The sequence below is a fragment of the Streptomyces sp. NPDC058464 genome (assembly GCF_042721035.1).
Lineage (GTDB): Bacteria > Actinomycetota > Actinomycetes > Streptomycetales > Streptomycetaceae > Streptomyces.
The window spans coordinates 92,418-117,806 of the sequence record NZ_JBHXMA010000002.1; the positions used below are offsets into that span (position 1 = coordinate 92,418).

A 25,389-nucleotide genomic window follows, 5' to 3' on the forward strand; every position below is an offset into this window, starting at 1 on the left:
GTCGAGCGGGGAGTCGGCGCGGGAGCCGACGCGGGAAAGTCCGAAGATCAGGGGAGTCTCGGGGGCCGACCCTGATGCTCCGCAACGGCGGGCGTGTGAACATCGATGGCATGCCGGAAGCCGCAGCAGTGCCCCTCGACGACCCGCGGCCGCCGCGCAAGCTCTACCGCAGCAGCGACGGCCGCTGGCTCGGCGGAGTGGCGCGGGGCCTCGCCGGGCACCTCGGCCTGCCCGTGGTCTGGGTGCGGCTCGCCTTCGTCGGCCTGTTCATGGCCAACGGCCTCGGCGCGCTGCTGTACGCCGCGTTCTGGTTCTTCGTACCCCTCGGCGTCGGCGGGGTGGGCGGCCAGAAGCCGCCGTCCCTGGTCGCCACCGAGACCTCGGCGGACGGCCGCCGCAGACTCGTCGCCCGGAAACCGGACCGGGGCCAGATCGTCGCCCTTCTCCTCATGGTCGTCGTGTCCATGGTGTTCGTGGGCAGCGTCAACCTGACCGGCGGCGCCAAGGCCTACCTCCTTCCCGCGGTCCTGGTCGCCGCAGGTGTCGCCCTGGTCTGGCGCCAGGCGGACAACGCCCGCCGGGCCCGCTGGGTCGAGGTCGGCAGTCGGCGCCGCACGCTCACCCTGCTGCGCGCGGGCGTCGGCGTCCTGCTCGTCACCGCGGGCGTCTCGGGCGTCTTCGTCATGCAGGGCTCCGCCGCGCACATCGGCGCGGTGCTCCAGGCGGCTCTCGCCGTACTCGTTGGCATCACGCTGCTCGCCGGTCCGTATCTCGTGCGGATGACCCAGGACCTCTCCGAGGAGCGGCTGATGCGCATCCGCGCCCAGGAGCGCGCCGAGGTCGCCGCCCATGTCCACGACTCCGTGCTGCACACGCTCACCCTGATCCAGCGCAACGCGGAGAACGCGGGCGAGGTGCGCCGCCTCGCCCGTGCCCAGGAGCGCGACCTGCGCACCTGGCTCTACAAACCCGAGGGCACCGGCAAGGACGAGGCCGACGAGCCCGCCACCCTCGCCGACGCGGTCCGGCGCAACGCGGCGGAGGTGGAGGACAAGCACGGCGTCCCCATCGAGGTCGTGGTGGTCGGGGACTGCCCGCTCGACGAGGGGACGGGCGCACAGATGCAGGCCGCGCGCGAGGCGATGGTCAACGCGGCCAAGTACGGTGGCGAGGGCGGCGCCGTCCAGGTCTACGCCGAAGTCGAGGGCAGGACGGTCTTCGTGTCCGTCCGCGACCGTGGTCCCGGCTTCGACCTCGGCTCGATACCCGCCGACCGCATGGGTGTCAGAGAATCGGTCATCGGCCGCATGGAGCGCCACGGCGGCACCGCACGGCTGCGGTCCGTGCCGGGCGGCGGCACGGAGGTCGAGCTGGAGATGGAGAGGGCGGAGAAGACGTCATGAGCGACGCGACCGAGACGAACGGCCCGGCGAACGGCCCGGCGAACGGTCCGGCGGAAGGCGCGGACAAGGCCGGGCGTCGGGTGCGGGTGGTCCTCGTCGACGACCACCGGATGTTCCGTACGGGCGTCCAGGCCGAGATCGGCCAGACCGAGCAGACCGGCGTCGAGGTGGTCGGCGAGGCCGCCGACGTCGACCAGGCCGTCTCGGTGATCACCGCGACCCGGCCCGAGGTGGTCCTCCTGGACGTGCACCTGCCGGGCGGCGGCGGGGTCGAAGTGCTGCGCCGGTGCGCCCCGTTGATGGCGGACGCCGAGCAGCCGGTGCGCTTCCTCGCGCTGTCCGTGTCGGACGCGGCCGAGGACGTGATCGGCGTGATCCGGGGCGGAGCCCGCGGCTACGTCACCAAGACGATCACCGGCACCGACCTGGTCGACTCGATCTTCCGGGTCCAGGAGGGCGACGCCGTCTTCTCGCCACGGCTCGCGGGGTTCGTCCTGGACGCCTTCGCGTCCACCGACGCTCCGCCGGTCGACGAGGACCTCGACCGCCTCACCCAGCGCGAGCGCGAGGTCCTGCGCCTCATCGCGCGGGGCTACGCCTACAAGGAGATCGCCAAGCAGCTGTTCATCTCCGTCAAGACGGTCGAGTCCCATGTGTCGGCGGTCCTGCGGAAGCTGCAGCTGTCGAACCGGCACGAGCTGACCCGCTGGGCGACGGCGCGCCGCCTGGTCTGAGGGGGGTCCGCGAGGGTCCTGCCCCGGGGCCACGGAGACCGGCCGGGGGCTCACACCACCCGCGTGGCCCCCGCGAACGGCATCTCGTCGATCGGGGCGATCCGTACTGGCGCCGACGGGTTGGGGGCGTGGATCATCTGGCCGTTGCCGATGTAGATGCCGACGTGGCTGATGCCCGAGTAGAAGAACACCAGGTCGCCCGGCTGGAGTTCGGAGCGGGAGACGCGGCGGCCCGCGTCGATCTGGGCGTAGGTGGTGCGGGGGATGGAGACGCCGGCGGAGCGGTAGGCGGCCTGGGCGAGGCCCGAGCAGTCGAAGGCGTCGGGGCCGGTCGCGCCCCAGACATAGGGGCTGCCGAGCTTCGAGTAGGCGTACGCGACGGCGGCCGCGGCGCGGGAGTCGGTGGCGGCGACGCTGCCGGCGGCCAGCGGGGCGCGGGCGTCCGGCGCCGAGCGTGAGGCACGTCCGGTGCCGTCGCCCGCCATGACCGCCGCCCGCTGCCCCGGCGACAGCTGTGACAGCAGCCGCCGGGCCTCGCCGAGTTTGCCGTTGACGGCGGTCTTGTGCCGCTTCAGCTCGGCCTGCCGGGACCGCAGCGAGGTCAGCTCCACGTGCGCCGCGCCGCGCAGCTGCTCGATCTCCCGCAGCTGCCGGCGCACCCGCGCCACCGCCCCGGCCTGCCGGTCACCGACCCGTTCGGCGAACGCCGCGTCGTCCAGGTACCGGTCGGGGTCGCTGGACAGCGCCAGCTGCCAGGCCGGGTCGATGCCACCGTCGCGGTACTGCGCGGCCGCTGTCGAACCGAGCGCGTCCCGGGCGGAGTTGAGCTTCTCCTGCGCGCGGGCGGTCTCGTCCTGCAGCGACTTCAGCCGCCGCTCGGCCGTATCGGCCTTGTCCTTGGCTCCGTCGTACTTCTGGGTGGCCGCCTCGGCCTCCTGGTACAGCTGGTCCACCTTGGCCTTCACCTGCGCCGGTGTCAGTTGCGGCTCGGCGTTTCCGGTCCCTTCGAAAGCCGTCGCGGTGGCCGCGCCCGCCAGGGCGAGGGTGACGGCCGTGCGGGCCGTGTTGCCGCTGAGCGAGCGCTGTCGGGGCTTGCGGTGCGCTGCCACCTGGACTGTCCCGTCCTTTCGTACGACTGCCGTCCTGTCCGTGTGAACGCCTGGGGAGCGCCTGTACGGCCGCGGGGGTGTGCGGATTGCGCGTCCGGCGGCGGCCCGCACAGGGGGAGTGGACCGCCGCCGGACCTTCTCGGCGGTGGTGTCCGACTGCCGCCCCTGGCCTGGGCGGCGGTGGGGAGTCGGTCACCTGGGGGAGGACGCTAGGCCCGCGTGTGTCGGCTCGGTAACGCGATGCGCGGAATTGGCGTGACCGGATCGTTGCCCGACGGTATGTGACCGGGATTCCGGTCCGGAGCCGTCGGCTTCTCGGGGCGGGATGACCGAAGCGGCGGTTCCGGGGCTGGCGGGGGACACGGAGTGCTATGGGGTGCATATATGCGGCGCGGCGGGCGCGGAGGGAGGGGCCGGTGCCCGGTGCCCCGTAGGGCCCTGATTAGGCTCCGGGACCATGGACGTACTCATCCATCTCTTCGTCGGCCTGCACATCATCGGCATCGCCGCGCTCCTCGGCGGCTTCCTCACCCAGATGAAGGCGATGGGCCAGGGCACGGCCCGGTTCGTCCCCGGGATGCTGCACGGCGCGTTCACCATGCTCGCGACCGGCGTGATCCTGGTCGGCCTCAACGAGGCCGACGACCACCACGTCAACACCGTCAAGATCGGCGTGAAGCTCGCGCTGCTGATCGTGATCCTCGGCCTCGTCTACGTGAAACGGGACGACGAGAAGGTGGAGAAGGGCGCCTTCGGGCTGGTGGGCCTGCTCACGGTGGCGAACATCTTCATCGCCGTCCTGTGGACGTGATCCCCGTGATCCCCGTGGCCCGCGTGATCCCCATGGTCCTCAGCCGGTCTTCCTGAGGCCGGCACGGGCCGTCGCCGCCGCGCCGGCCGCCACCGCCGCGCCGGCCGCCACCGCCAGCCAGGCCGCCACCGTGACCCACACCAGGACCCGCCCCGGCCACTTCAGCCACGGCTCGCCGACGGCGGCCGCCACTGAGAGCGTCGCCGTCGCCGTCATCCCCATCGGGAACACCGTCGCCCAGCGGCGCACGTCGTAACGCGGCCGGGGCCATGCCACCTCCGCGGCCAGCAGGACGACGTACCAGGCCACGTCGAGGACCAGCAGCGCCACCGTCACCACACGCAGGACACCGCGGTCGTCGTCGTTCCACAGGTACAGCCGCGCGCTGTCGGCGGCCAGCAGCCTCGCCCCGGCCAGCGCCGAGATCGCGAGCCCACCGCACGCCACCCACTGGTCACCGGGCCCCTCGGCGATCTGCCGCCACTCGAACCGCGGTACGGCGAGCCCGTACATCGCCAGCCCCAGCCAGAAGAGGACCAGCGAGAGGTGGGCGAGCCACGCCGTCGTCACGGCCGCCGCCAGCGTCGCTCCCAGTACGGCCAGGCCCTGCGTGGCCACACAGGCCAGGAACACCGCGCCGGGCATCCTCGGCTTCCAGTGCCGCACGACGAGGACCAGCAGCGGCGGCCACAGCACCGCCGACAGCGCCAGCAGGGCCTCGGCGAGGGGCTGCCACCCGAGCGCCGAGAACTCCGTCCCCAGCACCGTCGTCGCCGCCACGGCGGTGAGCGCGCCAGGCGTCCGCGCCTCCGCCGCCCAGTGCCGGCGATCGAGCGCCAGCCGTACGACGAAGTCCGCGGCCAGCGCCACCCACATCGCGCAGGCCAGCCCGAGCGCCACCCGGGACACGGTCTCCGCCCCCGCCAGGTGCAGCCCCACCGACATGATGCCGGTGGCCATCACAGCGGCCCCGGCCGCGGGCGGACGCCACGCCCACCAGGCGGGGAGGGGGGAAATACCGGACATGCCGCTGATGCTAGGGACGGCCGACCACGGCACGAACGGGCCACGCGCGCGTGCGGCCCGAAAACCCCGCGGCGGCGGGAAGCGGCGCTGGGAAGAGACGCCAGCAGGGGGGCACCGGCAGGGGGGGCGCCGGGAAGGGGGGCGCGAGCGGATGCGTGGAAGCGGCCGGGGGCGCGCGAGGCGGATGCGCGAGGCGGTGCTCGGATCGCGTCGAGGTGCGATCAGGTGCGCGGGAGTGCCGGGGGGCGCCCGAGGTGTGGTGGGCGCCCCATCGGGTCAGGCCGGGCGTACCACGCTGTGGATGATCGACTCGCCGCCGTAGTAGATCGACTCCTCCCGGACGTAAGCGCCGGGCTTGGGGGCGTGGATCATCATGCCGTCGCCGATGTAGATGCCGACATGGCTGACGTCGTCGTAGAAGAAGACCAGGTCGCCGGGTCGGGCGTCGGCGAGGGAGACGGTGGTGCCGGCGTTCACCTGGTCGTAGGTGGTGCGCGGCAGGGAGACGCCCGCGGCCTTCCAGGCGGCCTGGGAGAGCCCGGAGCAGTCGTAGGAGCCGGGACCGGTGGCGCCCCACACGTACGGCTTGCCGATCTGTGCGCGGGCGAAGGCGATCGCCTTGGCGGCCTTCGTGGCGTAGGTGGAGGAGCCGGAGCCGGAGGACGAGCCGCTCGACGTAGAGGACGACGAGGACGTCGAGGACGACGACGTCTCCTGGTCGGCGGCCGCGGCCTGCTGCTTCGCCAGCTCCGCCGCCTTGCGGGCCGCCGCTTCCTCCTGCTGCTTCTCGAGCGCCGCCAGCCGGGCCTTCTCCGCGGCCGTCAGCTGCGACAGCAGCTCCCGCGCGGAGGCCAGCTTCGTCTGGACGGTGGTCTTGGCGGTCTTGAGGTCGTCCTGCGTCTCGGTGAGCGTCTCGAGGCTCTTGGCGGCCTCCTGGCGCTTCTTCATGGTCGCGGACTGCTGGGTGACGTAGTCGTCGACCGCGTCCTTCTGACGCGAGGTCAGGCGGCTCATCAGCTGGTCCTGCTCGAAGTAGTCCTGGGGGCTGTCCGCGAGCAGGAAGGTCGCCGTGTCGGAAACGCTTGTTCCGGTCCGGTACTGGGCCGCGGCGAACGAACCCAGCTCCTCACGCGCCTTGTTCAGCCGGTCCGTGCGCTCGGCGACGTCGTCGAGCAGGGTGTCGACCTGCTTGCGTTGCTTGCCGGTGCGTTCCTTGGCCGCGTTGTACTTCTCGGTCGCCGACTCCGCCTGCCGGTAGAGGGCGTCGACCTTCTTCTCGACCTCCTCCACGCTCGGCTTGCCGTCCTCGGGGGGTGCGGCCTCGGCCGTCTGGGAGAGCAGGGCCACGGAGGTGAGGGCTGCGGTGGCCAGCGCGGGGGTGCGTATGCCCGCCGCGCGTATTCCTGACGGCCGGGACTTGCGGTGCGACGCCAACGGAGGCGACTCCTTCCATGTTCCGCCTACCGAGTTAGCTGTCGGGTTCGGGCGGGTGGTTCGGAAGGGTTGCCCTACGGTCCGCTCCCCGGAGGGGAGTCGGGACCGATTCACCCCGGGATCGGTGTGGGTCCCCGGCTCCGGATGCGCGGCGGCGCCCCGGACTCGGCGGAGGCCGTGCGGCCCGGCGATGTTCGCCGGTGGAGGTCGTACGGCCTGCCTGGCACGCTAACCAACTCGTGTGGCCTCTGTGAAGGTTGATGTGCGATATGCCCGATACATTTTCGTGACCTTGTTGTTGAGGCTGGTTCAGACGAGGCCGTCTGGGATGGTATGGGTGACTTGTCCGGGAGGGGGGCGGTGGTTCGCCGTCGGTACCCGCGACTCCGTGGTGTGCGTCGGCCTGCCGTGACGGAGCGGATCTGTTCGGTCACCCGGGTGAGTTTTCGGGGCGGCGGCCGGTTGTCGGTGGGGCGCCCTAGACTCGGAGAGCGATGAGCAGCCTCTTTGACGACAGCTTCCTGGCGAGCCTCCAGGCCCCCCGCGGCCATGACGAGGAACCTCCGCCGCCGCCCGAGGACGAGCACGCTCCGGAGTCGATTCCGGACGATCTGTTCGGCGGGAAGTTCGACGTGCCCCCGGACCGGGACGCCTACTACCGCGACGGCGCCGCCCGCCCGGCCCTGGACCCGGCCGCGCTCCTGGACGGGCTGAACGAGAACCAGCGGGCGGCCGTCGTGCACGCCGGCTCGCCGCTGCTCATCGTGGCCGGCGCCGGTTCCGGCAAGACCCGGGTACTCACCCACCGCATCGCCCACCTGCTCGGCGCGCGCCAGGTGCACCCGGGCCAGATCCTCGCGATCACCTTCACCAACAAGGCCGCGGGCGAGATGAAGGAGCGGGTCGAGCACCTCGTCGGCCCGCGCGCCAACGCGATGTGGGTGATGACCTTCCACAGCGCCTGTGTCCGGATCCTCCGGAGGGAGAGCAAGAAGCTCGGCTTCACCTCCTCCTTCTCGATCTACGACGCGGCCGACTCCAAGCGCCTGATGGCCCTGGTCTGCCGCGACCTGGACCTGGACCCCAAGCGCTACCCGCCCAAGTCCTTCAGCGCCAAGATCAGCAACCTGAAGAACGAGCTGATCGACGAGGAGGACTTCGCCGCCCAGGCCACCGACGGCTTCGAGAAGACCCTCGCCCAGGCCTACGCCATGTACCAGTCGCGGCTGCGCGAGGCGAACGCCCTCGACTTCGACGACCTGATCATGACGACGGTCAACCTGCTGCGCGCCTTCCCGGACGTCGCCGAGCACTACCGCCGCCGCTTCCGGCACGTCCTGGTCGACGAGTACCAGGACACCAACCACGCCCAGTACGCCCTCGTGCGCGAGCTCGTCGGCACCGGCACCGGCACGCGAGCCGATGACGCCGACACCCCGCCCGGCGAGCACGACCTGCCCCCCGCCGAACTCTGCGTCGTCGGTGACGCCGACCAGTCGATCTACGCCTTCCGGGGCGCGACGATCCGCAACATCCTCCAGTTCGAGGAGGACTACCCGAACGCGACGACGATCCTCCTGGAACAGAACTACCGCTCCACGCAGACGATCCTGAGCGCCGCCAACGCGGTCATCGAGCGCAACGAGTCCCGCCGTCCGAAGAACCTGTGGACCAACGCGGGCGCGGGCGCGCAGATCACCGGCTACGTCGCCGACACCGAGCACGACGAGGCCCAGTTCGTCGCGGAGGAGATAGACCGTCTGACCGACGCGGGCGAGGCGAAGGCCGGCGATGTCGCCGTCTTCTACCGCACCAACGCCCAGTCCCGTGTCTTCGAGGAGATCTTCATCCGCGTCGGCCTGCCCTACAAGGTCGTCGGCGGCGTCCGCTTCTACGAGCGCAAGGAGGTCCGGGACGTCCTGGCCTACCTGCGGGTGCTGGCCAACCCGGAGGACTCCGTCCCGCTCCGGCGCATCCTCAACGTCCCCAAGCGCGGTATCGGCGACCGCGCGGAGGCGATGATCGACGCCCTCGCCCAGCGCGAGAAGATCAGCTTCCCGCAGGCACTCAAGCGCGTCGACGAGGCGTACGGCATGGCCGCCCGGTCGACGAACGCGGTCAAGCGGTTCAACACGCTGATGGAGGACCTCCGTACGGTCGTGGAGTCCGGCGCCGGACCCGCCACCGTCCTGGAGGCGATCTACGAACGCACCGGATACCTGGCCGAGTTGCAGAACTCGACGGACCCGCAGGACGAGACCCGCATCGAGAACCTCCAGGAACTCGCCTCCGTGGCCCTGGAGTTCGAGCAGGATTCCGGCGAGGGCGAGCAGCCGGCCGGGCTCGCCGACTTCCTGGAGCGGGTGGCCCTGGTCGCCGACTCCGACCAGATCCCCGACGAGGACGAGAACGGCGACGGCGTCATCACCCTGATGACCCTGCACACCGCCAAGGGCCTCGAGTTTCCGGTGGTGTTCCTGACCGGCATGGAGGACGGCGTCTTCCCGCACATGCGCGCCCTCGGCCAGACCAAGGAACTGGAGGAGGAGCGGCGGCTCGCGTACGTCGGCATCACGCGTGCGCGCGAGCGGCTGTACCTCACCCGGTCGTCGATGCGCAGCGCCTGGGGCCAGCCGTCGTACAACCCGCCCTCGCGCTTCCTGGAGGAGATCCCGGGCGCGTATCTGGAGTGGAAGCGGACCGGGGCGACGGCGCCGGTCTCCGCCGGGCCCGCGGCGGGCGTGGCGGCCTCGCTCTCCTCGACCCGCTCGCGCTCCTCGGCCTCGGGCGCGTCCGGCTTCGCCACCCGGCGGACCTCGGAGAAGCCGGTGGTCTCGCTGGCCGTCGGCGACCGCGTCACCCACGACCAGTTCGGCCTCGGCACGGTCGTCGCGGTGAAGGGCACGGGCGGCAACGCGGAGGCGACGATCGACTTCGGCGAGGCCAAGCCGAAGCGGCTGCTGCTGCGGTACGCGCCGGTGGAGAAGCTGTAGGACATGGGGCCCGGTCCCGCTGCCGCGGGACCCACCGGTATCGCCGGTATCGCCGATATTGGCGGGGTCAGGTCGGGTCGAGGCCGTGGCTGCGCAGCCACGGCAGCGGGTCTATGGCGGCGCCTCCGGCCGGCCTGACCTCGAAGTGCAGGTGCGGGCCGGTCGAGTTGCCGGAGTTCCCGGAGTACGCGATCGGATCGCCGGCCTTCACGGTCGTACCGGCGGCGACGCGGTACGAGGAGAGGTGGCAGTACCACGTCTCCGTGCCGTCCTTCGCCGTCACGATCATCATGTTGCCGTAGGCGCTGTTCCACTTGGTGGAGACGACGCCGTCGGTGGCGGCCATCACCGTCGTGCCGTAGGAGACGGGGAAGTCGATGCCGGTGTGGACGGACATCCAGTTCACGCCGGCCTGGCCGAAGTAGGCGCTGAGGCCCTTCTGCGTGACCGGCAGCACGTACTTCGGGCGCAGCCGCTCCTTGCGGGCCGCCTCCGCCGCCGCCTTCTTCTTCTCGGACTCCTGCTGGGCCTTGAGGTCGATGCGTTCCTGCGTCCGGCTGGCCCGGTCGGCGAAGTCGTCGGCACCCGCCGAGAGCGTCCGCAGCTGGGCGTCCAGCTTGCTGTTGGCGGCGGACGGTTTCACCGACTGCGCGTCGGAGGCGGAGGCCGTGGTGTCCTTGCCGTCGCCGGTCAGGCTGTTGACGGAGGCGGCCGCGATCCCGGCGACCCCCATCACGCACACGGAGGGCACGGCGACGGTCAGCAGCGCGGACCGCTTGGGAGGCGTACGGCGGCGGGAACGCGACCCCGCGCGGGTCGTCGCCGGCGGAGTGACCGGGGTGACCTCTTCCTGGTCGTCCAGCAGTGGCGTTACTTCGGGCAGTTCGCCGGTCGCGGTCAGCTCGCCGTCGTCCGGGAGGTTCTCCGTGGACTCCCCGAACTCCCCGAATTCTCCGAGCTCCTCGAACTCCCCGCGCTCCTCGTAGGGGAGCTGATCGAACATCTGGGTCGCCGACTCGTCGAAGGAGGCGGCGGCCTGCGGTTCGTGCTCGTACCCGGGCTCGGCGGTCTGTGCCGGGGTACCGTCGGAGTTCCACTGCGTGGCGTCGTACACACCGGTGTCGAAGGCCTGGGTGCCCCACTCCCACTGCTGGGTCGCCCCGGCCACGGCCGACTGCTCGGGCTGGAGCCAGGCGTTCGCGTCCCAGTGGCCGCTGGTGTCGGCGACCGTCTCCTGCGCCGGCGCCGGGACGGTCCACGCGGTGCTGTCGTAGGCGCCGGAGTCGTAGGCCGCGTGGTGCTGGGCCGCGTACGGGTCGTAGTTCAGTGTCTGGCCGCCGGCCGTCTGCCACTGCGTGGCGTCGTACGCGCCGGTGGCATGGCCCTGGCCCTGGCTCGGGAAGCTGCCGAAGAGCGGGTCGCTGTGGAACGCGGCGCCGGTGGCGGTGTGGTCGCCGTACGTGGTGAAGTCGCCGTACTGGGCTTCCTGGGTGCCGTAGGGCGCGTAGTGCGCCGGATCGGCGTCGGAAGCCGGGGCCGGGGTGGTCATGGTCCCCGACGGGTGACGGTCGTTCACCAACTTCTCTTTCGCCTCGACAACAGGGGCTGCCAGAGCAGTGCGGCGACTGTACCCGGCGGTATACGGGCGCGACAATCTTCAACAGGTTTCGCTGTTTCGGGAAACGGGCATTCGGCCGTGTTTCGGGGGACGACGGGCGCGGGTTTGGCCTTTTGTTCGATGAGCGTTCGAGTGCGGGGTGCGTCCAAACGGGCTCCGTCGGGCCGCGCCGAGCTCCGCCGAGCACCGCCGGGCGGTCCTCGCTCGCCCGGTCCTCGCTCGCCCGGTCCGCCCTCAGGCCACCGTCAGACCGCCCGCGATCCGCTCCTCCGCGGGTGTTTCGTCGAGGGCCTGCCGTATACCGGACGCGATCGCCGGGTGGACGGGCAGGGCGAGGTGACCGATCCCGGTCACCCGCACGTTCGTCGCCATGAGGTCCGGATGGTCGATGCGGGCCGTCTCCACCGGCTCCATCACCGAGTCGAGGTCGCTCCAGAAGCTCACGAACCGGGTGCGGCAGCCGGGTGCGGGCCTGGTCAGCTCCTCGATCACCGACGAACCGGGGCGCATCTGCCGCACGATCGGGTGCGCGTCCGCGAGCGGCGCCACCCGGGTGCCGGAGTGCGGGGTGCCGAGCGTCACCAGGGTGCGGACGCGCAGGTCGCCGCCGAGGCGCTGGGCGTAGTAGCGCGCGATCAGCCCGCCGAGGCTGTGCCCGACGATGTCGACCCGGCCGCTGCCGGTGCGCTCGCAGATCTCCTCTATATGCCGGCCGAGCAGCTCGGCGGCGGTGCGGATGTCGCAGGTCAGCGGCGAGTAGTTGAGCGACTCGACGCGCTGCCCGCCGTGCTGGGCGAGGGCGCGGCGCAGCAGGACGAAGACCGAGCGGTTGTCGATGAAGCCGTGCAGCAGCACGACCGGCGGGGCCGGCCGGACCGGCAGCCGGACCGTGCCGTCGGGTTCCACGGACGGCGCGGACGGTACGTGCGGTACGGACGGTACGGGCGGGCGGCGCTCAGGGGTGAGGCCCGTCGGGTACAGCAGGAGATGCCCGGCCAGGATCGCGGCCTCCAGGGCGGTCGACTTCAGGAGAGCCAGCGACAGGCCGGCGAGACTGTCGGGGAGGAGGCGGCGGCAGAACGGGAGAAAAGGGTCCAGTACCTCGGTGACCTTCATCGGCCGACCTCCTGTCGGCACGCCGAGGACAGCTCCGTCCCCCGTGTGCCCTCATGGGGAGGCCGGGCGGAGGCTGCGGGGGTGGTCGGCCGTGTACGACGACTTGCCACGTCGCATGTCCGTACCGTCCCCGCGGACCACGCTGCGGCTCCCTGACGTGTCCCGCTGTGTGTGATTTCCCCCTCTGTAACCTCCGCGAAACTGCCGGTTGCGGGATGCTGGAGATAACGTTCGTTCACTTGAGACGGGTGGCGGAACGCGCCGAATGTGCGGTACTTCTCGGTGCGGATGGATGTTGGCGTGTTCGTTTCATGGTCATGGAGGCAGTGATGGGTGTGGCAGCCGGCCCGATCCGTGTGGTGGTGGCCAAACCGGGGCTCGACGGCCACGACCGCGGAGCCAAGGTCATCGCGCGGGCGCTGCGCGACGCGGGCATGGAGGTCATCTACACCGGCCTCCACCAGACGCCGGAGCAGATCGTCGACACGGCCATCCAGGAGGACGCCGACGCCATCGGCCTCTCCATCCTCTCCGGCGCCCACAACACCCTGTTCGCCGCGGTCATCGACCTCCTCAGGCAGCGCGACGCCGAGGACATCCTCGTCTTCGGCGGCGGCATCATCCCCGAGGACGACATCGCCCCCCTCAAGGAGAAGGGCGTGGCCGCGATCTTCACGCCGGGGGCGACGATGGCGTCGATCGTGGAGTGGGTGCGGGAGAACGTCAGGCAGCCGACCGAGGCCTAGTCCGCGGGTGCGGGGGGCCGACTTGAGGGGGGCGTGGCCGTGTGTCGGCTGCGGCGCCGTCGTGGCTGGTCGCGCAGTTCCCCGCGCCCCTACGGGCGCGTTCCGGTGAGCGGCCGTTCAATGGTGCGGCGGGTTCAGTTCCGTGAGCATGGCCGACCGGAGTCTCAGTGTCGTCACCAGGCGTTGGAACGCCTCCGCCCAGTAGCCGCCGGCGCCCGGTGACGCGTCCTCCCGCTCGTCCGGTACGGCCAGGAGCGCGTCCAGGCGGCCGGCTTCCGCGGGGTCCAGGCAGCGTTCGGCCAGGCCCATCACCCCGCTGAAACTCCAGGGGTAACTCCCCGCGTCCCGTGCGATGTTGAGGGCGTCCACCACGGACCGGCCGAGCGGCGCCGACCACGGTACGGCGCACACGCCGAGCAGTTGGAACGCCTCCGACAGGCCGTGCGCCGCGATGAAGCCGGCCACCCAGCCGGCCCGCTCCGCGCCCTCCAGCGTGCCCAGCAACTTGGCCCGCTCGGCGAGGGACACCGCCCCCGGACCGCCCGCCTCCGGTGCCGCCGGAACCCCAAGCAGCGCTCTCGACCACTCGGCGTCCCGCTGCCGTACGGCGGCCCGGCACCAGGCCGCGTGCAGCTCGCCCTGCCAGCCGTCCGCGACCGGCAGCGCCACGATCTCCCCGGGCGTACGGCCACCGAGCCGCGCCGGCCAGGTGGAGAGCGGGGTCGCCTCCACCAACTGCCCCAGCCACCAGGACCGTTCGCCGCGCCCGGTCGGCGGTTTGGCGACCACTCCGTCGCGCTCCATCCCCGGGTCGCACTCCGGCGGTGCCTCCACCGCGATCACCGGGCCGTTCCCGGTGTGGTCGACGGCCACGCACGACCCGGCCCGCACCGCCATCCGCCCGGCGAGCGCCGAGCCGGGCAGCGCGGACAGCAGCTCCGCCGCCGTGGTCCGCACGTTGCGGCTCCGGTCCGACAGCGCCTGCTCCAGGAACGGCTCGTCCCCGGCGGCCAGTCCCGTGCGCAGCGAGTCGAGGAACATCAGCCGGTCCTCGGCCCGCTCCGTCGCCCAGGTCCCGGCCAGCAGCTCGAGCGCCGCCTCGGGGGCCCGGGCCCGCAGCACGGCCAGCAGCGCGACCCGCTCGGCGAACAGCCCCTCCTGCCACAGCTGCCGTATCGCCTCGGTGTCCTCGGGGCCGGGCAGGGCCGCGCCGCCGCCCGGGGCCGCACGCAGGGCGAACCGCCAGTCCTGGTTGAGCCGGGCCAGCCACAGGGCGCGCGGTCCGGCGAAGGCCAGCGCGGCGGGCCGCAGGTCGGTACGGCCCCTGGCCGCGTCCAGCAGTGCGGGCAGTGTCTGCGGGGGTGCGGCGAACCCGCGTGCGTTGGCCGCCGCGAGCCACTGCGGCAGCAGCTCCATCAGGTCGGGCGAGGTGCCCCGGCGGCTGCCGGCCGCGATGCCGGGACGGTCGGAGAGCAGCATCGCCAGCCGACGGGCCGCGGCGGCCGGCAGCGCGGGGCGCAGGTCCTCGGCGGCCGGTTCGGGGCGGGGCGCGGCCGGTGCCGGACGCAGCCCGGCCCGCCGTCGTACGGTGGCCACGGCTGCCTCGTCCAGCAGGGCCACCGGAGCCTCGCGGCCCGGCCCGCCGGTCGCGGGCGGCCGCCGGTCCGTGCCCAGCAGCGCCGTGGTGACGAGATCCTCCCAAGCGGTCACGGGGTTCCCTTTCCGCGAGTTCTGCGAGTCGGCTGGGGTGCGGGGCGGTGGTGCCGGGGCGGGAAGTGTGCCGGTCGGGTCAGCACAGCGGGACCGCCTCGCCCGCTGTCTCCGGCCAGGCCGTCAGCGGGGTGAAGCCGCGGTGGCCGCACTCGCCGAAGACCGTGACCGGGGCGCCCCCCGAGAGCGCGACCAGCCGCCACAGCCCGGGCCCGGAACGGGCGGCGGGAGCGAGCGGCAGCGCGGACTCGCCCTCCGCGTCCGCCAGTTGCCAGGAGTCGCCGTCCGGGACCGGCACGACCCGGGCCAGCGTCACCGGCACCGACTCCAGCCACGGGTCGTCGCGCAGCGCCTCCCCGTACCGGGCCGCCGCCTGTGCCGTCGGCAGGCCCGGCGGCCGTACCGGCAGAGGCGCGGGCGCGGCGAACCGCTCACCCAGCGCCGCCCGGTACTGGCCCGCGCCCGGATAGGCGGACAGCTCCGCCTCCAGGGCGAGGCCGACCGGCAGCGCCAGCTCGGGGGCGCGGCCGGCCGCGCCGTAGGAGAGGAGCAGTGCCGTACGGCCCGAGTCGGCGCCGTGCAGCCAGATCCGGCGGGTCGTCAGCTTCGCGTCCGCCGCGTCGTACTGGGCGAGGACCAGCCAGCGGTCGCGCACCGGCGGGCCGTCCGCCGCGGCGGGCAGGCCGACACGGGAGCGGACCGTGGCCGCGAGGCCCGCCGGCAGCCGGTCCCGGCGCAGCCAGCCCTGGTCGAGGAGGTGCAGCAGCGCGCACTCCTCGAGGAGCCGCACCGGCCAGCCCGGACCGGAGCCGGGTATCGCACCCAACTCCCGCACCCGCGCGGCCAGTCCGGGGGCCTGGGCGTCGACCATGCGGGCCGCCGTCTCCTCCCACAGCCCGTACCCCGCCTGCTCGGCCGCGGCCAGGCCGCCGCGCAGCAGGTCGGACAGGCGCTGCTCCAGCTCCGTGGCGCCCGCCGTGACCCGCTCGGCCCGCTTCTCCGCCCGGCGCCGGGCCGCCTCCGGATCAGCGGCGGCCGGGGAACTCCCGCCGTCCGCCGACCGTTTGTCCTCCGCGCGCTTGCGTCTGCCCGCGATCCACTGCTCGGCCCAGTCCGGGGGCTGCGGCACCACCGGCACCGAGTCGTCCTCGCCCGCCCAGAGCAGGAGCAGTCCGAGGGCGTGCTTGCAGGGGAACTTCCGGCTCGGGCAACTGCACTTGTAGGCGGGACCCGCCGGGTCGGCGATGTCCACGATCGTCTGGTACGGCTTGCTGCCGCTGCCCTTGCACAGTCCCCATACCGTCCCCTCCTCGCAACTCCCGGTCCCGGACCACGGCCCGGCCGCCCCGAGTCTGCTTCCCGCTTTGCGCGACGCGGCGTCAGGCGCCAAGGCCAGCACCTGGTCCGCACTCCAGCGCACCCCCTGCTGAGTCATGTCATCGAAGGTAGATCCCGCCACTGACAATCGCCCCGGCGAGCATGTTTGTGCAGGTCAGAGCGATTGTCAGTGGCGTGGTGCACGGTGGACACCAGATCCGAACCGGCCGAGCTGGAGGGGGCCTCAGCCATGACTGTGTCCGTGGAACCGACCGACCCGACGACCACCGAGGGTGCGCTGCGACCGCACGCCGAGCACGCCTTCGCGGCCGAACTCGCGGCGCTGGCCGCGCAGGACGACCGGCCGCGCCCGGCCCGCTGGAGGATGTCGCCGTGGGCGGTCGCCACCTATCTGCTCGGCGGCACGCTGCCGGACGGCACGGTGATCACGCCGAAGTACGTCGGACCGCGCCGCATCGTCGAGGTCGCCGTCACCACCCTCGCCACCGACCGCGCCCTGCTCCTGCTCGGCGTGCCCGGCACCGCCAAGACCTGGGTCTCCGAGCACCTGGCGGCCGCCGTCAGCGGCGACTCGACCCTGCTGGTGCAGGGCACGGCCGGCACCCCGGAGGAGGCCATCCGCTACGGCTGGAACTACGCGCAGCTGCTGGCCCACGGCCCGAGCCGGGACGCCCTGGTGCCGAGCCCGGTGATGCGGGCCATGGCGGAGGGGATGACGGCGAGAGTCGAGGAGCTGACCCGGATCCCCGCCGACGTGCAGGACACGCTGATCACGATCCTGTCCGAGAAGACCCTGCCCATTCCCGAGCTGGGCCAGGAGGTGCAGGCGGTCCGCGGGTTCAACCTGATCGCCACCGCCAACGACCGCGACCGGGGCGTCAACGAGCTCTCCAGCGCCCTGCGCCGCCGCTTCAACACCGTGGTGCTGCCCCTGCCGGAGAGCCCCGACGCCGAGGTCGACATCGTCGCCCGCCGCGTCGACCAGATGGGCCGCTCCCTGGACCTGCCGGCCGCGCCCGACGGCATCGAGGAGATCCGCCGGGTCGTCACCGTCTTCCGCGAGCTGCGCGACGGCGTCACCGCCGACGGCCGCACCAAGCTCAAGTCGCCGAGCGGCACGCTCTCCACGGCCGAGGCGATCTCCGTCGTGACCAACGGCCTCGCCCTGGCGGCCCACTTCGGGGACGGCGTGCTGCGGGCCGGGGACGTCGCGGCCGGCATCCTCGGGGCCGTCGTCCGCGACCCGGCCGCCGACCGGGTCATCTGGCAGGAGTACCTGGAGACGGTCGTCCGCGAGCGGGACGGCTGGAAGGACTTCTACCGCGCCTGCCGCGAGGTGAGCGCATGAGCGACGACACGGAGTGGCGGCGGTCGCCCGGTCCCGGGCCGCTGCTGCTGGGGGTGCGGCACCACGGGCCCGGCTCCGCGCGGGCGGTGCGGGCCGCGCTGGACGCCGCCCGGCCGCGGGCCGTGCTGATCGAGGGGCCGCCCGAGGCCGACGCGCTGATCCCGCTGGCCGCCGACCCGGAGATGCGGCCACCGGTCGCGCTCCTCGCGCACGCCGTGGACGAGCCCGGCCGCTCCGCGTTCTGGCCGCTGGCCGACTTCAGCCCCGAATGGGTGGCCCTCCGCTGGGCCCTGGAGCACGAGGTCCCGGCCCGCTTCATCGACCTGCCGGCCACGCACACGCTGGCCTGGGGGAAAGGGGAGGACGAAGAAGCGGTCGCGGTCCCCGGCACCGAGGCCGACGAGTCCGGCGCCGGGCGGCAGCAACCCGATGGGGCCCACGAGCCCGCCGCCGAACGGCAGCAGCCCGACCCGGCCGACGAGTCCGGCGCCGGGCGGCAGCGGCAGCCAGCTGCGGCCGACGAGTCCGGCGCCGGTCGGCAGCTGCGCGTCGACCCTCTCGCGGCGCTGGCCGAGGCCGCCGGTTACGACGATCCCGAGCGGTGGTGGGAGGACGTCGTCGAGCACCGGGACGGGGCCGGGGAGCGGGACGTGTTCGCGCCGTTCGCCGCGGTGGCGGAGGCGATGGGGGCGCTGCGGGAGACGTACGGGGCCGGCGGCCGCGACCGGGATCCCGTGCGGGAGGCCCACATGCGGCTCCGGCTGCGTGCCGCGCAACGGGAGTTCGGGGAGCGGGTCGCGGTGGTGTGCGGGGCGTGGCACGTGCCGGCGCTGCGCGCGAAGAGCACCGTCGCCGCCGACCGGGAGCTGCTGAAGGGACTGCCCAAGGTCAAGGCGGACCTGACCTGGGTGCCGTGGACGAACCGTCGGCTGGCCCGGGCGAGCGGTTACGGCGCGGGCATCGACTCGCCGGGGTGGTACGGACATCTGTTCCGCGCTCCGGACCGGCCGGTGGAGCGGTGGCTCACCAAGGTGGCCGGGCTGCTCCGTGAGGAGGACCGGATCGTCTCCTCGGCCCATGTCATCGAAGCCGTACGGCTGGCCGAGACGCTGGCCGTGATGCGCGGCCGCCCGCTGCCCGGCCTCGGCGAGACCACCGACGCGGTGCGGGCGGTGCTGTGCGAGGGCTCGGACGTCCCGCTGGCCCTGGTGCGCGACCGGCTGGTGGTCGGGGACGTGCTGGGGGAGGTGCCGGAGGCGGCGCCCGCGGTGCCGTTGCAGCGGGACCTGGTCCGGGAGCAGCGCAGGCTCAGGCTCAAGCCGGAGGCGCTGGAGCGGGAGCTGGAGCTCGACCTGCGCAAGGACACCGACGCCGGGCGCAGCAGGCTGCTGCACCGGCTGCGGCTGCTCGGCGTCGAGTGGGGCGAGCCCGCGCAGTCCCGGGCCGGTACGGGGACGTTCCGGGAGACGTGGCGGCTGCGCTGGGAGCCGGAGCTGTCGGTGCGGGTGGCCGAGGCCGGGGTATGGGGGACGACCGTCGAGGGGGCCGCGACCGCCAGGGCCGAGGCCGACGCGGTGCGGGCGAGCGCCCTCGCCGAGGTCACCGGGCTCGCCGAGCACTGCCTGCTCGCCGGACTGCCGGACGCGCTGCCGGTGGTGATGCGGGCGCTCGCCGACCGGGCCGCCCTGGACACGGACGTCGGCCACCTCGCCCAGGCCCTCCCGGCCCTGGTCCGCTCCCTGCGCTACGGCGACGTCCGGGGCACCGACATCCACGCGCTCGCCGAGGTCGCCGCCGGCCTCGCCGAGCGGGTCTTCGTCGGGCTCCCACCCGCCTGCGCCGCCCTCGACGCGGACGCGGCGGAGGAGATGCGCGGCCATGTGGACGCGGTGCACACGGCGGTGGGTCTGCTCGGCGAGCCAGGAACGGGGGCCGGGGCGGAGGCGGGGGCCGATTCCGGCGGGCGGGACCTGCGGGGCCGCTGGCGGGCCGTGCTGCGCACGCTGTCCGGGCGGGAGCGCGTGCCCGGGGTGCTGCGCGGACGGGCCGTGCGGATCCTGCTGGACGAGGGGGAGCTGGGGCCGGAGGAGGCGGCGCGGCTGATGGGGCTGGTGCTCTCGCCGGGGACCCCGCCGGCGGACGGGGCCGCCTGGATCGAGGGGTTCGTGGGCGGCAGCGGCGGGGGCGGGATGCTGCTGGTGCACGACGAACGGCTGCTCGGCCTCGTCGACTCCTGGCTGACCGGGGTACCGGCGGAGGCGTTCACGGACGTGCTGCCGCTGCTGCGGCGGACGTTCTCGGTGTACGAGCCCGGGGTGCGCCGGACGATCGGCGAGCTGGTGCGCCGCGGGCCGGGGGAGCGGCTGCAGGAGGGAGCGGGACGGACCGAGGGGGCACCGGGCTTCGGTGCCGAGGCGGACGCCGGGCGCGCCGACGCCGTACTGCCGGTGCTGCGCCTGCTGCTCGGCCTCGACGAAGGGGAAGACGCAGCGGAGCCGGACAACGACCTTGTGGGGGCGGGGAGATGACCACGGACGTGACGGATGTATCGGATGTGTCGGATGTGACGGACGCCGGTGCCGGACTCGGCGATCCGGGCCGGGAGCGGCTGCGGCGGTGGCGGCTGGTGCTCGGGGGCGAGGCCGCCGACGGCACCGGGTGTGCGCTGTCGGGGCGGGACGCGGCGATGGACGGGACGCTGGCCGCGCTGTACGGGAAGGGGGACAGGGCCCAGTCGGGGCGGGAGCGTTCGGCGGGGCTCGGGGCGTCGGCGCCGTCGGTGGCGCGCTGGCTCGGGGACATCCGGACGTACTTCCCGTCCTCCGTCGTCCAGGTCATGCAGCGGGACGCCATCGACCGGCTCGGGCTGGCCTCGCTGCTGCTCGAACCGGAGATGCTGGAGGCGGTGGAGGCGGACGTGCACCTGGTCGGCACGCTGCTCTCGCTGAACAAGGCGATGCCGGAGACCACGAAGGAGACGGCACGGGCGGTGGTGCGCAAGGTCGTCGAGGACCTGGAGAAGCGGCTGGCCACCCGTACCCGGGCCACCCTCACCGGGGCCCTCGACCGCAGCGCTCGCATCAACCGGCCGCGCCACCACGACATCGACTGGAACCGCACCATCGCGGCCAACCTCAAGCACTACCTGCCGGAGTACCGGACCATCGTGCCGGAGCGGCTGATCGGGTACGGGCGGGCCTCGCAGTCGGTGAAGAAGGAGGTGGTGCTCTGCATCGACCAGTCCGGGTCGATGGCCGCGTCGGTGGTGTACGCCTCGGTGTTCGGGGCGGTGCTGGCGTCCATGCGGTCGATCGACACCCGGCTCGTCGTCTTCGACACCGCGGTGGTCGACCTCACCGACCAGCTGGACGACCCGGTGGACGTCCTGTTCGGCACCCAGCTCGGCGGCGGCACGGACATCAACCGGGCACTGGCGTACTGCCAGTCGCAGATCACCCGGCCGGCGGAGACCGTCGTCGTCCTCATCAGCGACCTCTACGAGGGCGGGATACGGAACGAGATGCTGAAGCGGGTCGCGGCCATGAAGGCGTCGGGGGTGCAGTTCGTGGCGCTGCTGGCGCTGTCGGACGAGGGGGCGCCGGCGTACGACCGGGAGCACGCTGCCGCGCTCGCGGCGCTCGGGGCACCGGCGTTCGCGTGCACGCCCGACCTCTTCCCCGAGGTGATGGCGGCCGCGATCGAGAAGCGGCCGATTCCGGTGCCGGACACCGTGTGATGCCGCGCCCGGAGGGTGACTTGTCGACTCGGCGATGTCCGGCACCCGCCGTCAAAACGGACATGACTACCCATCGGTAACGGGGGGCTTGCGCTACCTCGGGAGTCCCGTGCAAGGATCGAAGTCTCCACGGGTCTTTCACCGGCCTTCACGCCGTCGGGCCCCTCTGCTCTGTTCCGCCGCACGGGAGGATCCTCCCCGTCTTGACCTCGCCAGCCGTTGTGTCCGGTGCCGCCGTGCGCGTGTTGCGCACGACGCCGGGACGACGTGCGCTGCAACTGGCGCTGCTGGTCGGCGGACTCCTCGCGCTCGGCTTCCTCTGCGGGCAGCAGGCGCAGGCGGCCGAGGGAGCGCCCGCGACTCCGCCATTGACGTCGTCGGCGTCGGTCGTGCCCCAGCAGGCGCCGCCGGGGGCGCGGAAGCTCGCGGTCGTCGAGGCGGTGACGGCGGCGCCGGTGGCGTCGGCGGTGGACGGCGTCCACGAGGTCGTCCGGTCCGTGACCGGCACGGTGGCCGCGACCGTGAACTCTCCCGTCACCTCGGCCCTGACCGAGACCCTCACCGAGACCCTCACCGAGACACTCACCGAGACGGTGCGGCAGGTGACGGAGCTGCCCGTGGTGCAGGTGCCGGAGCTTCCGGTCGTCTCCGAGCCACCGGTCGATTCGTCGCCGGCACCCGCCCCGGTGACGCCGGTGCCGGGCCCCGCGCAGTCGCGGACGGCGGTCACGCACCACACCGGGCACGACAAGTCCCGTACCGAAAAGGAAGCGGCGGCGACCACCGCGCTGTCGTACGGGCCGCGGATCACCGCCGTGGCCTTCGCGCCCGACAGGGCGACACACACCGGGACCCACCGTGTCGCCCGCGCCGTCGGCGCTCCCACCCACCCCGCGCCCACCGGAGACCCGGACGGTGCGCTGGGCAAGTCGGCGGTCGACGGCAGCCCCTCCCGACACGGTGACGCGCACGCCGTGACCTTCGCCGGCCGGGCGCCGCTCGGGCTCGTGCCCGGTGCCGCCGCGCGTCTCGACGCGGCCGGGACCCCGGACAGATACCGGGACATCCCCGTCTTCCCCGGCTAGGACCGGCGACCACCTTCCCCGCCACAGACCTGTCGCGCGGGGGCGGAACAGGTCTGCCCGCCCGTCCGGACCCTTTCGGATCCCCCTTCCGGACTCCGTGAGCACGTCTCGGTTTCCCCTGCCGAGCGCTCCGGACGGCGATGTCCCCAGCCGCGCTTCCGGCCTCACCGGAAGCTCTCCCGGCTCCGTATGCGCGTGGCGAACGCGCCGGAGCCCCGAAGGACTGACGTACATATGAACGAATACATCGGCCGTTCCATGGTCACAGCCGCCGGCGGGAGCTGGGCGTGGGCGTTCGGCCGGCCCGCAGCGGCCGGCCCGGAGGAGCCGCCCGCCGCGCCGGGCCGGGCGGCCCGGATACGCGGCGCCCAGGCCATCCAGGGCGCCCGCGCGGCCCGCGCCGCGACCGCCACGGCCAGGGCGCAGGCCACCGCCCGAGCTCAGGCCCAGGCCCTCCAGAACCGCGCGGCGACCATGCTCACGGACACCGCTCCCGGCCATCTCCCCTTCCCCTCGGCGGTCACCCCCGTGGCCCCGGAGGCCGACCGCAGGGCGTAGGCCCGAGTGACCGGCCTTCTGTGACTCCGTGGGTGGCCCGGTGCGGGCGGCCGAATGCCGTCGGTCCGTCCGGCCGGAGTCCCACGGTTCGGGTCGGCCCTCCCCCCTGGGGCGGGGGCGGCCGCCCGGCCCCGAGAACCGGAGGTCCTCGGGGCCTGAGGCCTCACCGGGCCAACCCCAGCCCGGTGAGGCCTCGCACATCGCACGCAAGACGGCACGCCGTGCCACGAAAACCAGGGCTACCCGGCATCATGTGACAGGTATCACCGCTCAGGTGTGACTCCCGATTTAGAGACCCTCAGCGAGCGGCGATAACCTGCGAGACGGACATGCCGCGCGCTCGGACACCGTGTGCGCTTCCCCTGTGACCCATGCGGACGTCACGTTGCCCTTCGCGGCACGCCCACGCATCCAACGAACCGCGAGATCACTGATAGGGACGGAAGCGCGTGGACCTGTTCGAGTACCAGGCGAGGGACCTCTTCGCCAAGCACGATGTACCGGTGCTGGCCGGTGAAGTCATCGACACGCCTGAGGCGGCGCGCGCGATCACCGAGCGTCTGGGCGGCAAGTCCGTCGTCAAGGCGCAGGTGAAGGTCGGTGGCCGCGGCAAGGCCGGTGGCGTCAAGCTGGCCGCCTCCGCGGACGAGGCCGTCGCCCGGGCGACGGACATCCTCGGCATGGACATCAAGGGCCACACGGTCCACAAGGTGATGATCGCCGAGACGGCCCCGGAGATCCTCGAGGAGTACTACGTCTCCTTCCTCCTCGACCGTGCGAACCGCACCTTCCTCTCCATCGCCTCCGTCGAGGGCGGCATGGAGATCGAGGAGGTGGCGGCCACCCGCCCCGAGGCCGTCGCCAAGACGCCGATCGACGCGATCGACGGAGTGGACCTGGCCAAGGCCAAGGAGATCGTCGCCGCGGCGAAGTTCCCGGCCGAGGTCGCCGACAAGGTCGCCGACGTCCTGGTCACGCTGTGGGACACCTTCATCAAGGAGGACGCCCTCCTCGTCGAGGTCAACCCGCTCGCGAAGGTCGCCTCCGGCGACGTCATCGCCCTCGACGGCAAGGTGTCGCTGGACGACAACGCCGAGTTCCGCCACGCGGACTGGGCCGAGCTCCACGACAAGGCCGCGGCCAACCCGCTGGAGGCCGCCGCCAAGGAGAAGAACCTCAACTACGTCAAGCTCGACGGCGAGGTCGGCATCATCGGCAACGGCGCGGGTCTCGTCATGAGCACCCTGGACGTCGTCGCGTACGCCGGTGAGAACCACGGTGGCGTCAAGCCCGCCAACTTCCTCGACATCGGCGGCGGCGCCTCCGCCCAGGTCATGGCCAACGGCCTGGAGATCATCCTCGGCGACCCCGACGTCAAGTCGGTCTTCGTCAACGTCTTCGGTGGCATCACCGCCTGCGACGAGGTCGCCAACGGCATCGTGCAGGCCCTGAAGCTCCTGGAGGACCGCGGCGAGGACGTCTCCAAGCCGCTCGTCGTCCGCCTCGACGGCAACAACGCCGAGCTGGGCCGCAAGATCCTCACCGACGCCAACCACCCGCTGGTGCAGCGCGTCGACACCATGGACGGCGCCGCCGACAAGGCCGCCGAGCTGGCAAACGCCGCCAAGTAAGCACTCAGGACGAGGACACAACACACCATGGCTATCTGGCTCAACAAGGACAGCAAGGTCATCGTCCAGGGCATGACCGGCGCCACGGGCATGAAGCACACCAAGCTCATGCTGGCCGACGGCACCAACGTCGTGGGCGGCGTGAACCCGCGCAAGGCGGGACAGAAGGTCGACTTCGACGGTACCGAGGTACCCGTCTTCGGCACCGTCAAGGAGGCCATCGAGGCCACCGGCGCCAACGTCTCCGTCATCTTCGTGCCGGAGAAGTTCACCAAGGACGCGGTCGTCGAGGCCATCGACGCCGAGATCCCGCTGGCCGTCGTGATCACCGAGGGCATCGCCGTGCACGACTCGGCGTCGTTCTGGGCGTACGCCGGCAAGAAGGGCAACAAGACCCGGATCATCGGCCCGAACTGCCCCGGCATCATCACCGTCGGCCAGTCCAACGTCGGCATCATCCCGGGCGACATCACCAAGCCGGGCCGTATCGGCCTGGTCTCGAAGTCCGGCACGCTGACGTACCAGATGATGTACGAGCTCCGTGACATCGGCTTCTCGACCGCCGTCGGCATCGGTGGCGACCCGATCATCGGCACCACGCACATCGACGCGCTCGCCGCGTTCGAGGCCGACCCCGACACCGACCTGATCGTGATGATCGGTGAGATCGGCGGCGACGCCGAGGAGCGGGCCGCGGACTTCATCGCGAAGAACGTGACCAAGCCGGTCGTCGGCTACGTCGCGGGCTTCACCGCGCCCGAGGGCAAGACCATGGGTCACGCCGGCGCCATCGTCTCCGGTTCGTCGGGCACCGCCCAGGCGAAGAAGGAGGCCCTGGAGGCCGCGGGCGTCAAGGTCGGCAAGACCCCGACCGAGACGGCGAAGCTGGCGCGCGAGATCCTCGCCGGCTGAACAACGCCATAGAGGTACGTCGGTAGGCCCGTTCCCCGGGGTGGGGGCGGGCCTACCGGCGTTTCGCCTGCTGTGTTTTTC

Annotated in this window: 19 protein-coding genes and 1 riboswitch; of the genes, 12 read left to right on the forward strand and 7 right to left on the reverse strand. The window is 72.7% G+C overall.

Annotated features, from left to right (window positions below; translation table 11 throughout):
• The first annotated feature begins 110 nt into the window (after positions 1-110).
• Both ACFWPQ_RS03380 and ACFWPQ_RS03385 read left to right on the forward strand, forming a co-directional pair.
• Complete coding sequence (locus tag ACFWPQ_RS03380; protein ID WP_384029460.1) at positions 111-1,403, forward strand: PspC domain-containing protein; 1,293 nt, start codon at positions 111-113, stop codon at positions 1,401-1,403.
• Positions 1,400-2,137, forward strand: coding sequence for a LuxR C-terminal-related transcriptional regulator (locus ACFWPQ_RS03385; protein WP_384029462.1), 738 nt, complete (start codon positions 1,400-1,402; stop codon positions 2,135-2,137). Before ACFWPQ_RS03380 ends, ACFWPQ_RS03385 begins: the two co-directional genes overlap by 4 nt.
• 50 nt (positions 2,138-2,187) lie before the next feature.
• On the opposite strand, the gene ACFWPQ_RS03390 is transcribed toward ACFWPQ_RS03385, so the two are convergent.
• Positions 2,188-3,246: an NlpC/P60 family protein gene (locus ACFWPQ_RS03390; RefSeq protein WP_384029464.1), complete on the reverse strand. Its 1,059-nt coding sequence runs from the start codon at positions 3,244-3,246 to the stop codon at positions 2,188-2,190.
• 457 nt (positions 3,247-3,703) lie between these two features.
• On the opposite strand from ACFWPQ_RS03390, the gene ACFWPQ_RS03395 reads away from it, so the two are divergent.
• The gene (locus tag ACFWPQ_RS03395; protein ID WP_217555043.1) at positions 3,704-4,057 is read left to right on the forward strand and encodes a hypothetical protein; all 354 of its coding nucleotides are present in this window, start codon (positions 3,704-3,706) and stop codon (positions 4,055-4,057) included.
• Positions 4,058-4,096: 39 nt separating this feature from the next.
• Here the strand turns inward: ACFWPQ_RS03395 and ACFWPQ_RS03400 are convergent, their stop codons facing one another.
• Together ACFWPQ_RS03400 and ACFWPQ_RS03405 are read right to left on the reverse strand one after the other, a co-directional pair.
• Entirely contained in the window at positions 4,097-5,083 is a 987-nt protein-coding gene (locus ACFWPQ_RS03400) for a tellurite resistance/C4-dicarboxylate transporter family protein (RefSeq protein WP_384029466.1), read from the reverse strand.
• Between the two features lie 276 nt (positions 5,084-5,359).
• Positions 5,360-6,517: an NlpC/P60 family protein gene (locus ACFWPQ_RS03405; protein WP_384029468.1), complete on the reverse strand. Its 1,158-nt coding sequence runs from the start codon at positions 6,515-6,517 to the stop codon at positions 5,360-5,362.
• An 8-nt stretch (positions 6,518-6,525) separates the two neighbouring features.
• Positions 6,526-6,698, reverse strand: a riboswitch (cyclic di-AMP (ydaO/yuaA leader).
• 313 nt (positions 6,699-7,011) lie between these two features.
• Here ACFWPQ_RS03405 and pcrA point away from each other — a divergent pair.
• Positions 7,012-9,510 carry a DNA helicase PcrA gene (pcrA, locus tag ACFWPQ_RS03410; protein WP_384029470.1) on the forward strand — a complete coding sequence of 833 codons (2,499 nt, stop codon included), beginning with the start codon at positions 7,012-7,014 and terminating at the stop codon, positions 9,508-9,510.
• Positions 9,511-9,577: 67 nt separating this feature from the next.
• Here pcrA and ACFWPQ_RS03415 read toward each other — a convergent pair whose 3' ends face one another.
• Positions 9,578-11,086, reverse strand: a complete 1,509-nt coding sequence (locus ACFWPQ_RS03415; protein ID WP_384029472.1) for a M23 family metallopeptidase — start codon at positions 11,084-11,086, stop codon at positions 9,578-9,580.
• A gap of 276 nt (positions 11,087-11,362) precedes the next feature.
• Positions 11,363-12,244, reverse strand: coding sequence for an esterase/lipase family protein (locus ACFWPQ_RS03420; protein ID WP_384029474.1), 882 nt, complete (start codon positions 12,242-12,244; stop codon positions 11,363-11,365).
• 329 nt (positions 12,245-12,573) lie between these two features.
• Here ACFWPQ_RS03420 and ACFWPQ_RS03425 point away from each other — a divergent pair, with 329 nt between their 5' ends.
• Positions 12,574-12,990, forward strand: coding sequence for a cobalamin B12-binding domain-containing protein (locus ACFWPQ_RS03425; RefSeq protein WP_384029476.1), 417 nt, complete (start codon positions 12,574-12,576; stop codon positions 12,988-12,990).
• Positions 12,991-13,107: 117 nt separating this feature from the next.
• On the opposite strand, the gene ACFWPQ_RS03430 is transcribed toward ACFWPQ_RS03425, so the two are convergent.
• Together ACFWPQ_RS03430 and ACFWPQ_RS03435 are read right to left on the reverse strand one after the other, a co-directional pair.
• Complete coding sequence (locus ACFWPQ_RS03430) at positions 13,108-14,700, reverse strand: DUF5691 domain-containing protein (protein WP_384029478.1); 1,593 nt, start codon at positions 14,698-14,700, stop codon at positions 13,108-13,110.
• Positions 14,701-14,779: 79 nt separating this feature from the next.
• Positions 14,780-16,135 (reverse strand): SWIM zinc finger family protein, encoded by a 1,356-nt coding sequence (locus ACFWPQ_RS03435; protein ID WP_384029480.1) that lies wholly within the window; start codon positions 16,133-16,135, stop codon positions 14,780-14,782.
• Between the two features lie 132 nt (positions 16,136-16,267).
• Here ACFWPQ_RS03435 and ACFWPQ_RS03440 point away from each other — a divergent pair, with 132 nt between their 5' ends.
• The 7 genes from ACFWPQ_RS03440 to sucD all read left to right on the forward strand — a co-directional run bounded on the left by ACFWPQ_RS03440 (position 16,268) and on the right by sucD (position 25,308).
• Positions 16,268-17,386 (forward strand): AAA family ATPase, encoded by a 1,119-nt coding sequence (locus tag ACFWPQ_RS03440; protein WP_384029482.1) that lies wholly within the window; start codon positions 16,268-16,270, stop codon positions 17,384-17,386.
• Positions 17,383-19,914 carry a DUF5682 family protein gene (locus ACFWPQ_RS03445; protein WP_384029484.1) on the forward strand — a complete coding sequence of 844 codons (2,532 nt, stop codon included), beginning with the start codon at positions 17,383-17,385 and terminating at the stop codon, positions 19,912-19,914. Before ACFWPQ_RS03440 ends, ACFWPQ_RS03445 begins: the two co-directional genes overlap by 4 nt.
• Positions 19,911-21,122, forward strand: coding sequence for a VWA domain-containing protein (locus ACFWPQ_RS03450; RefSeq protein ID WP_384029486.1), 1,212 nt, complete (start codon positions 19,911-19,913; stop codon positions 21,120-21,122). Before ACFWPQ_RS03445 ends, ACFWPQ_RS03450 begins: the two co-directional genes overlap by 4 nt.
• Positions 21,123-21,358: 236 nt before the next feature.
• Entirely contained in the window at positions 21,359-22,207 is an 849-nt protein-coding gene (locus ACFWPQ_RS03455; RefSeq protein ID WP_384029488.1) for a hypothetical protein, read from the forward strand.
• Between the two features lie 234 nt (positions 22,208-22,441).
• On the forward strand, positions 22,442-22,765 hold the full coding sequence (locus ACFWPQ_RS03460; protein ID WP_384029490.1) for a hypothetical protein: 324 nt from the start codon (positions 22,442-22,444) through the stop codon (positions 22,763-22,765).
• 449 nt (positions 22,766-23,214) lie between these two features.
• On the forward strand, positions 23,215-24,396 hold the full coding sequence (gene sucC, locus ACFWPQ_RS03465; protein ID WP_384029492.1) for an ADP-forming succinate--CoA ligase subunit beta: 1,182 nt from the start codon (positions 23,215-23,217) through the stop codon (positions 24,394-24,396).
• A 27-nt stretch (positions 24,397-24,423) separates the two neighbouring features.
• Positions 24,424-25,308: a succinate--CoA ligase subunit alpha gene (gene sucD / locus ACFWPQ_RS03470; RefSeq protein ID WP_089099337.1), complete on the forward strand. Its 885-nt coding sequence runs from the start codon at positions 24,424-24,426 to the stop codon at positions 25,306-25,308.
• Positions 25,309-25,389 lie beyond the last annotated feature (81 nt).

Bases quoted from the DNA above. Each gene is read 5' to 3' on its own strand.
- ACFWPQ_RS03380 (WP_384029460.1), top strand. From the start codon at position 111: ATGCCGGAAGCCGCAGCAGTGCCCCTCGACGACCCGCGGCCGCCGCGC.
- ACFWPQ_RS03385 (WP_384029462.1), top strand. From the start codon at position 1,400: ATGAGCGACGCGACCGAGACGAACGGCCCGGCGAACGGCCCGGCGAAC.
- ACFWPQ_RS03395 (WP_217555043.1), top strand. From the start codon at position 3,704: ATGGACGTACTCATCCATCTCTTCGTCGGCCTGCACATCATCGGCATC.
- ACFWPQ_RS03400 (WP_384029466.1), bottom strand. From the start codon at position 5,083: ATGTCCGGTATTTCCCCCCTCCCCGCCTGGTGGGCGTGGCGTCCGCCC.
- pcrA (WP_384029470.1), top strand. From the start codon at position 7,012: ATGAGCAGCCTCTTTGACGACAGCTTCCTGGCGAGCCTCCAGGCCCCC.
- ACFWPQ_RS03420 (WP_384029474.1), bottom strand. From the start codon at position 12,244: ATGAAGGTCACCGAGGTACTGGACCCTTTTCTCCCGTTCTGCCGCCGC.
- ACFWPQ_RS03425 (WP_384029476.1), top strand. From the start codon at position 12,574: ATGGGTGTGGCAGCCGGCCCGATCCGTGTGGTGGTGGCCAAACCGGGG.
- ACFWPQ_RS03435 (WP_384029480.1), bottom strand. From the start codon at position 16,135: ATGACTCAGCAGGGGGTGCGCTGGAGTGCGGACCAGGTGCTGGCCTTG.
- ACFWPQ_RS03440 (WP_384029482.1), top strand. From the start codon at position 16,268: ATGACTGTGTCCGTGGAACCGACCGACCCGACGACCACCGAGGGTGCG.
- ACFWPQ_RS03445 (WP_384029484.1), top strand. From the start codon at position 17,383: ATGAGCGACGACACGGAGTGGCGGCGGTCGCCCGGTCCCGGGCCGCTG.
- ACFWPQ_RS03450 (WP_384029486.1), top strand. From the start codon at position 19,911: ATGACCACGGACGTGACGGATGTATCGGATGTGTCGGATGTGACGGAC.
- ACFWPQ_RS03460 (WP_384029490.1), top strand. From the start codon at position 22,442: ATGAACGAATACATCGGCCGTTCCATGGTCACAGCCGCCGGCGGGAGC.
- sucD (WP_089099337.1), top strand. From the start codon at position 24,424: ATGGCTATCTGGCTCAACAAGGACAGCAAGGTCATCGTCCAGGGCATG.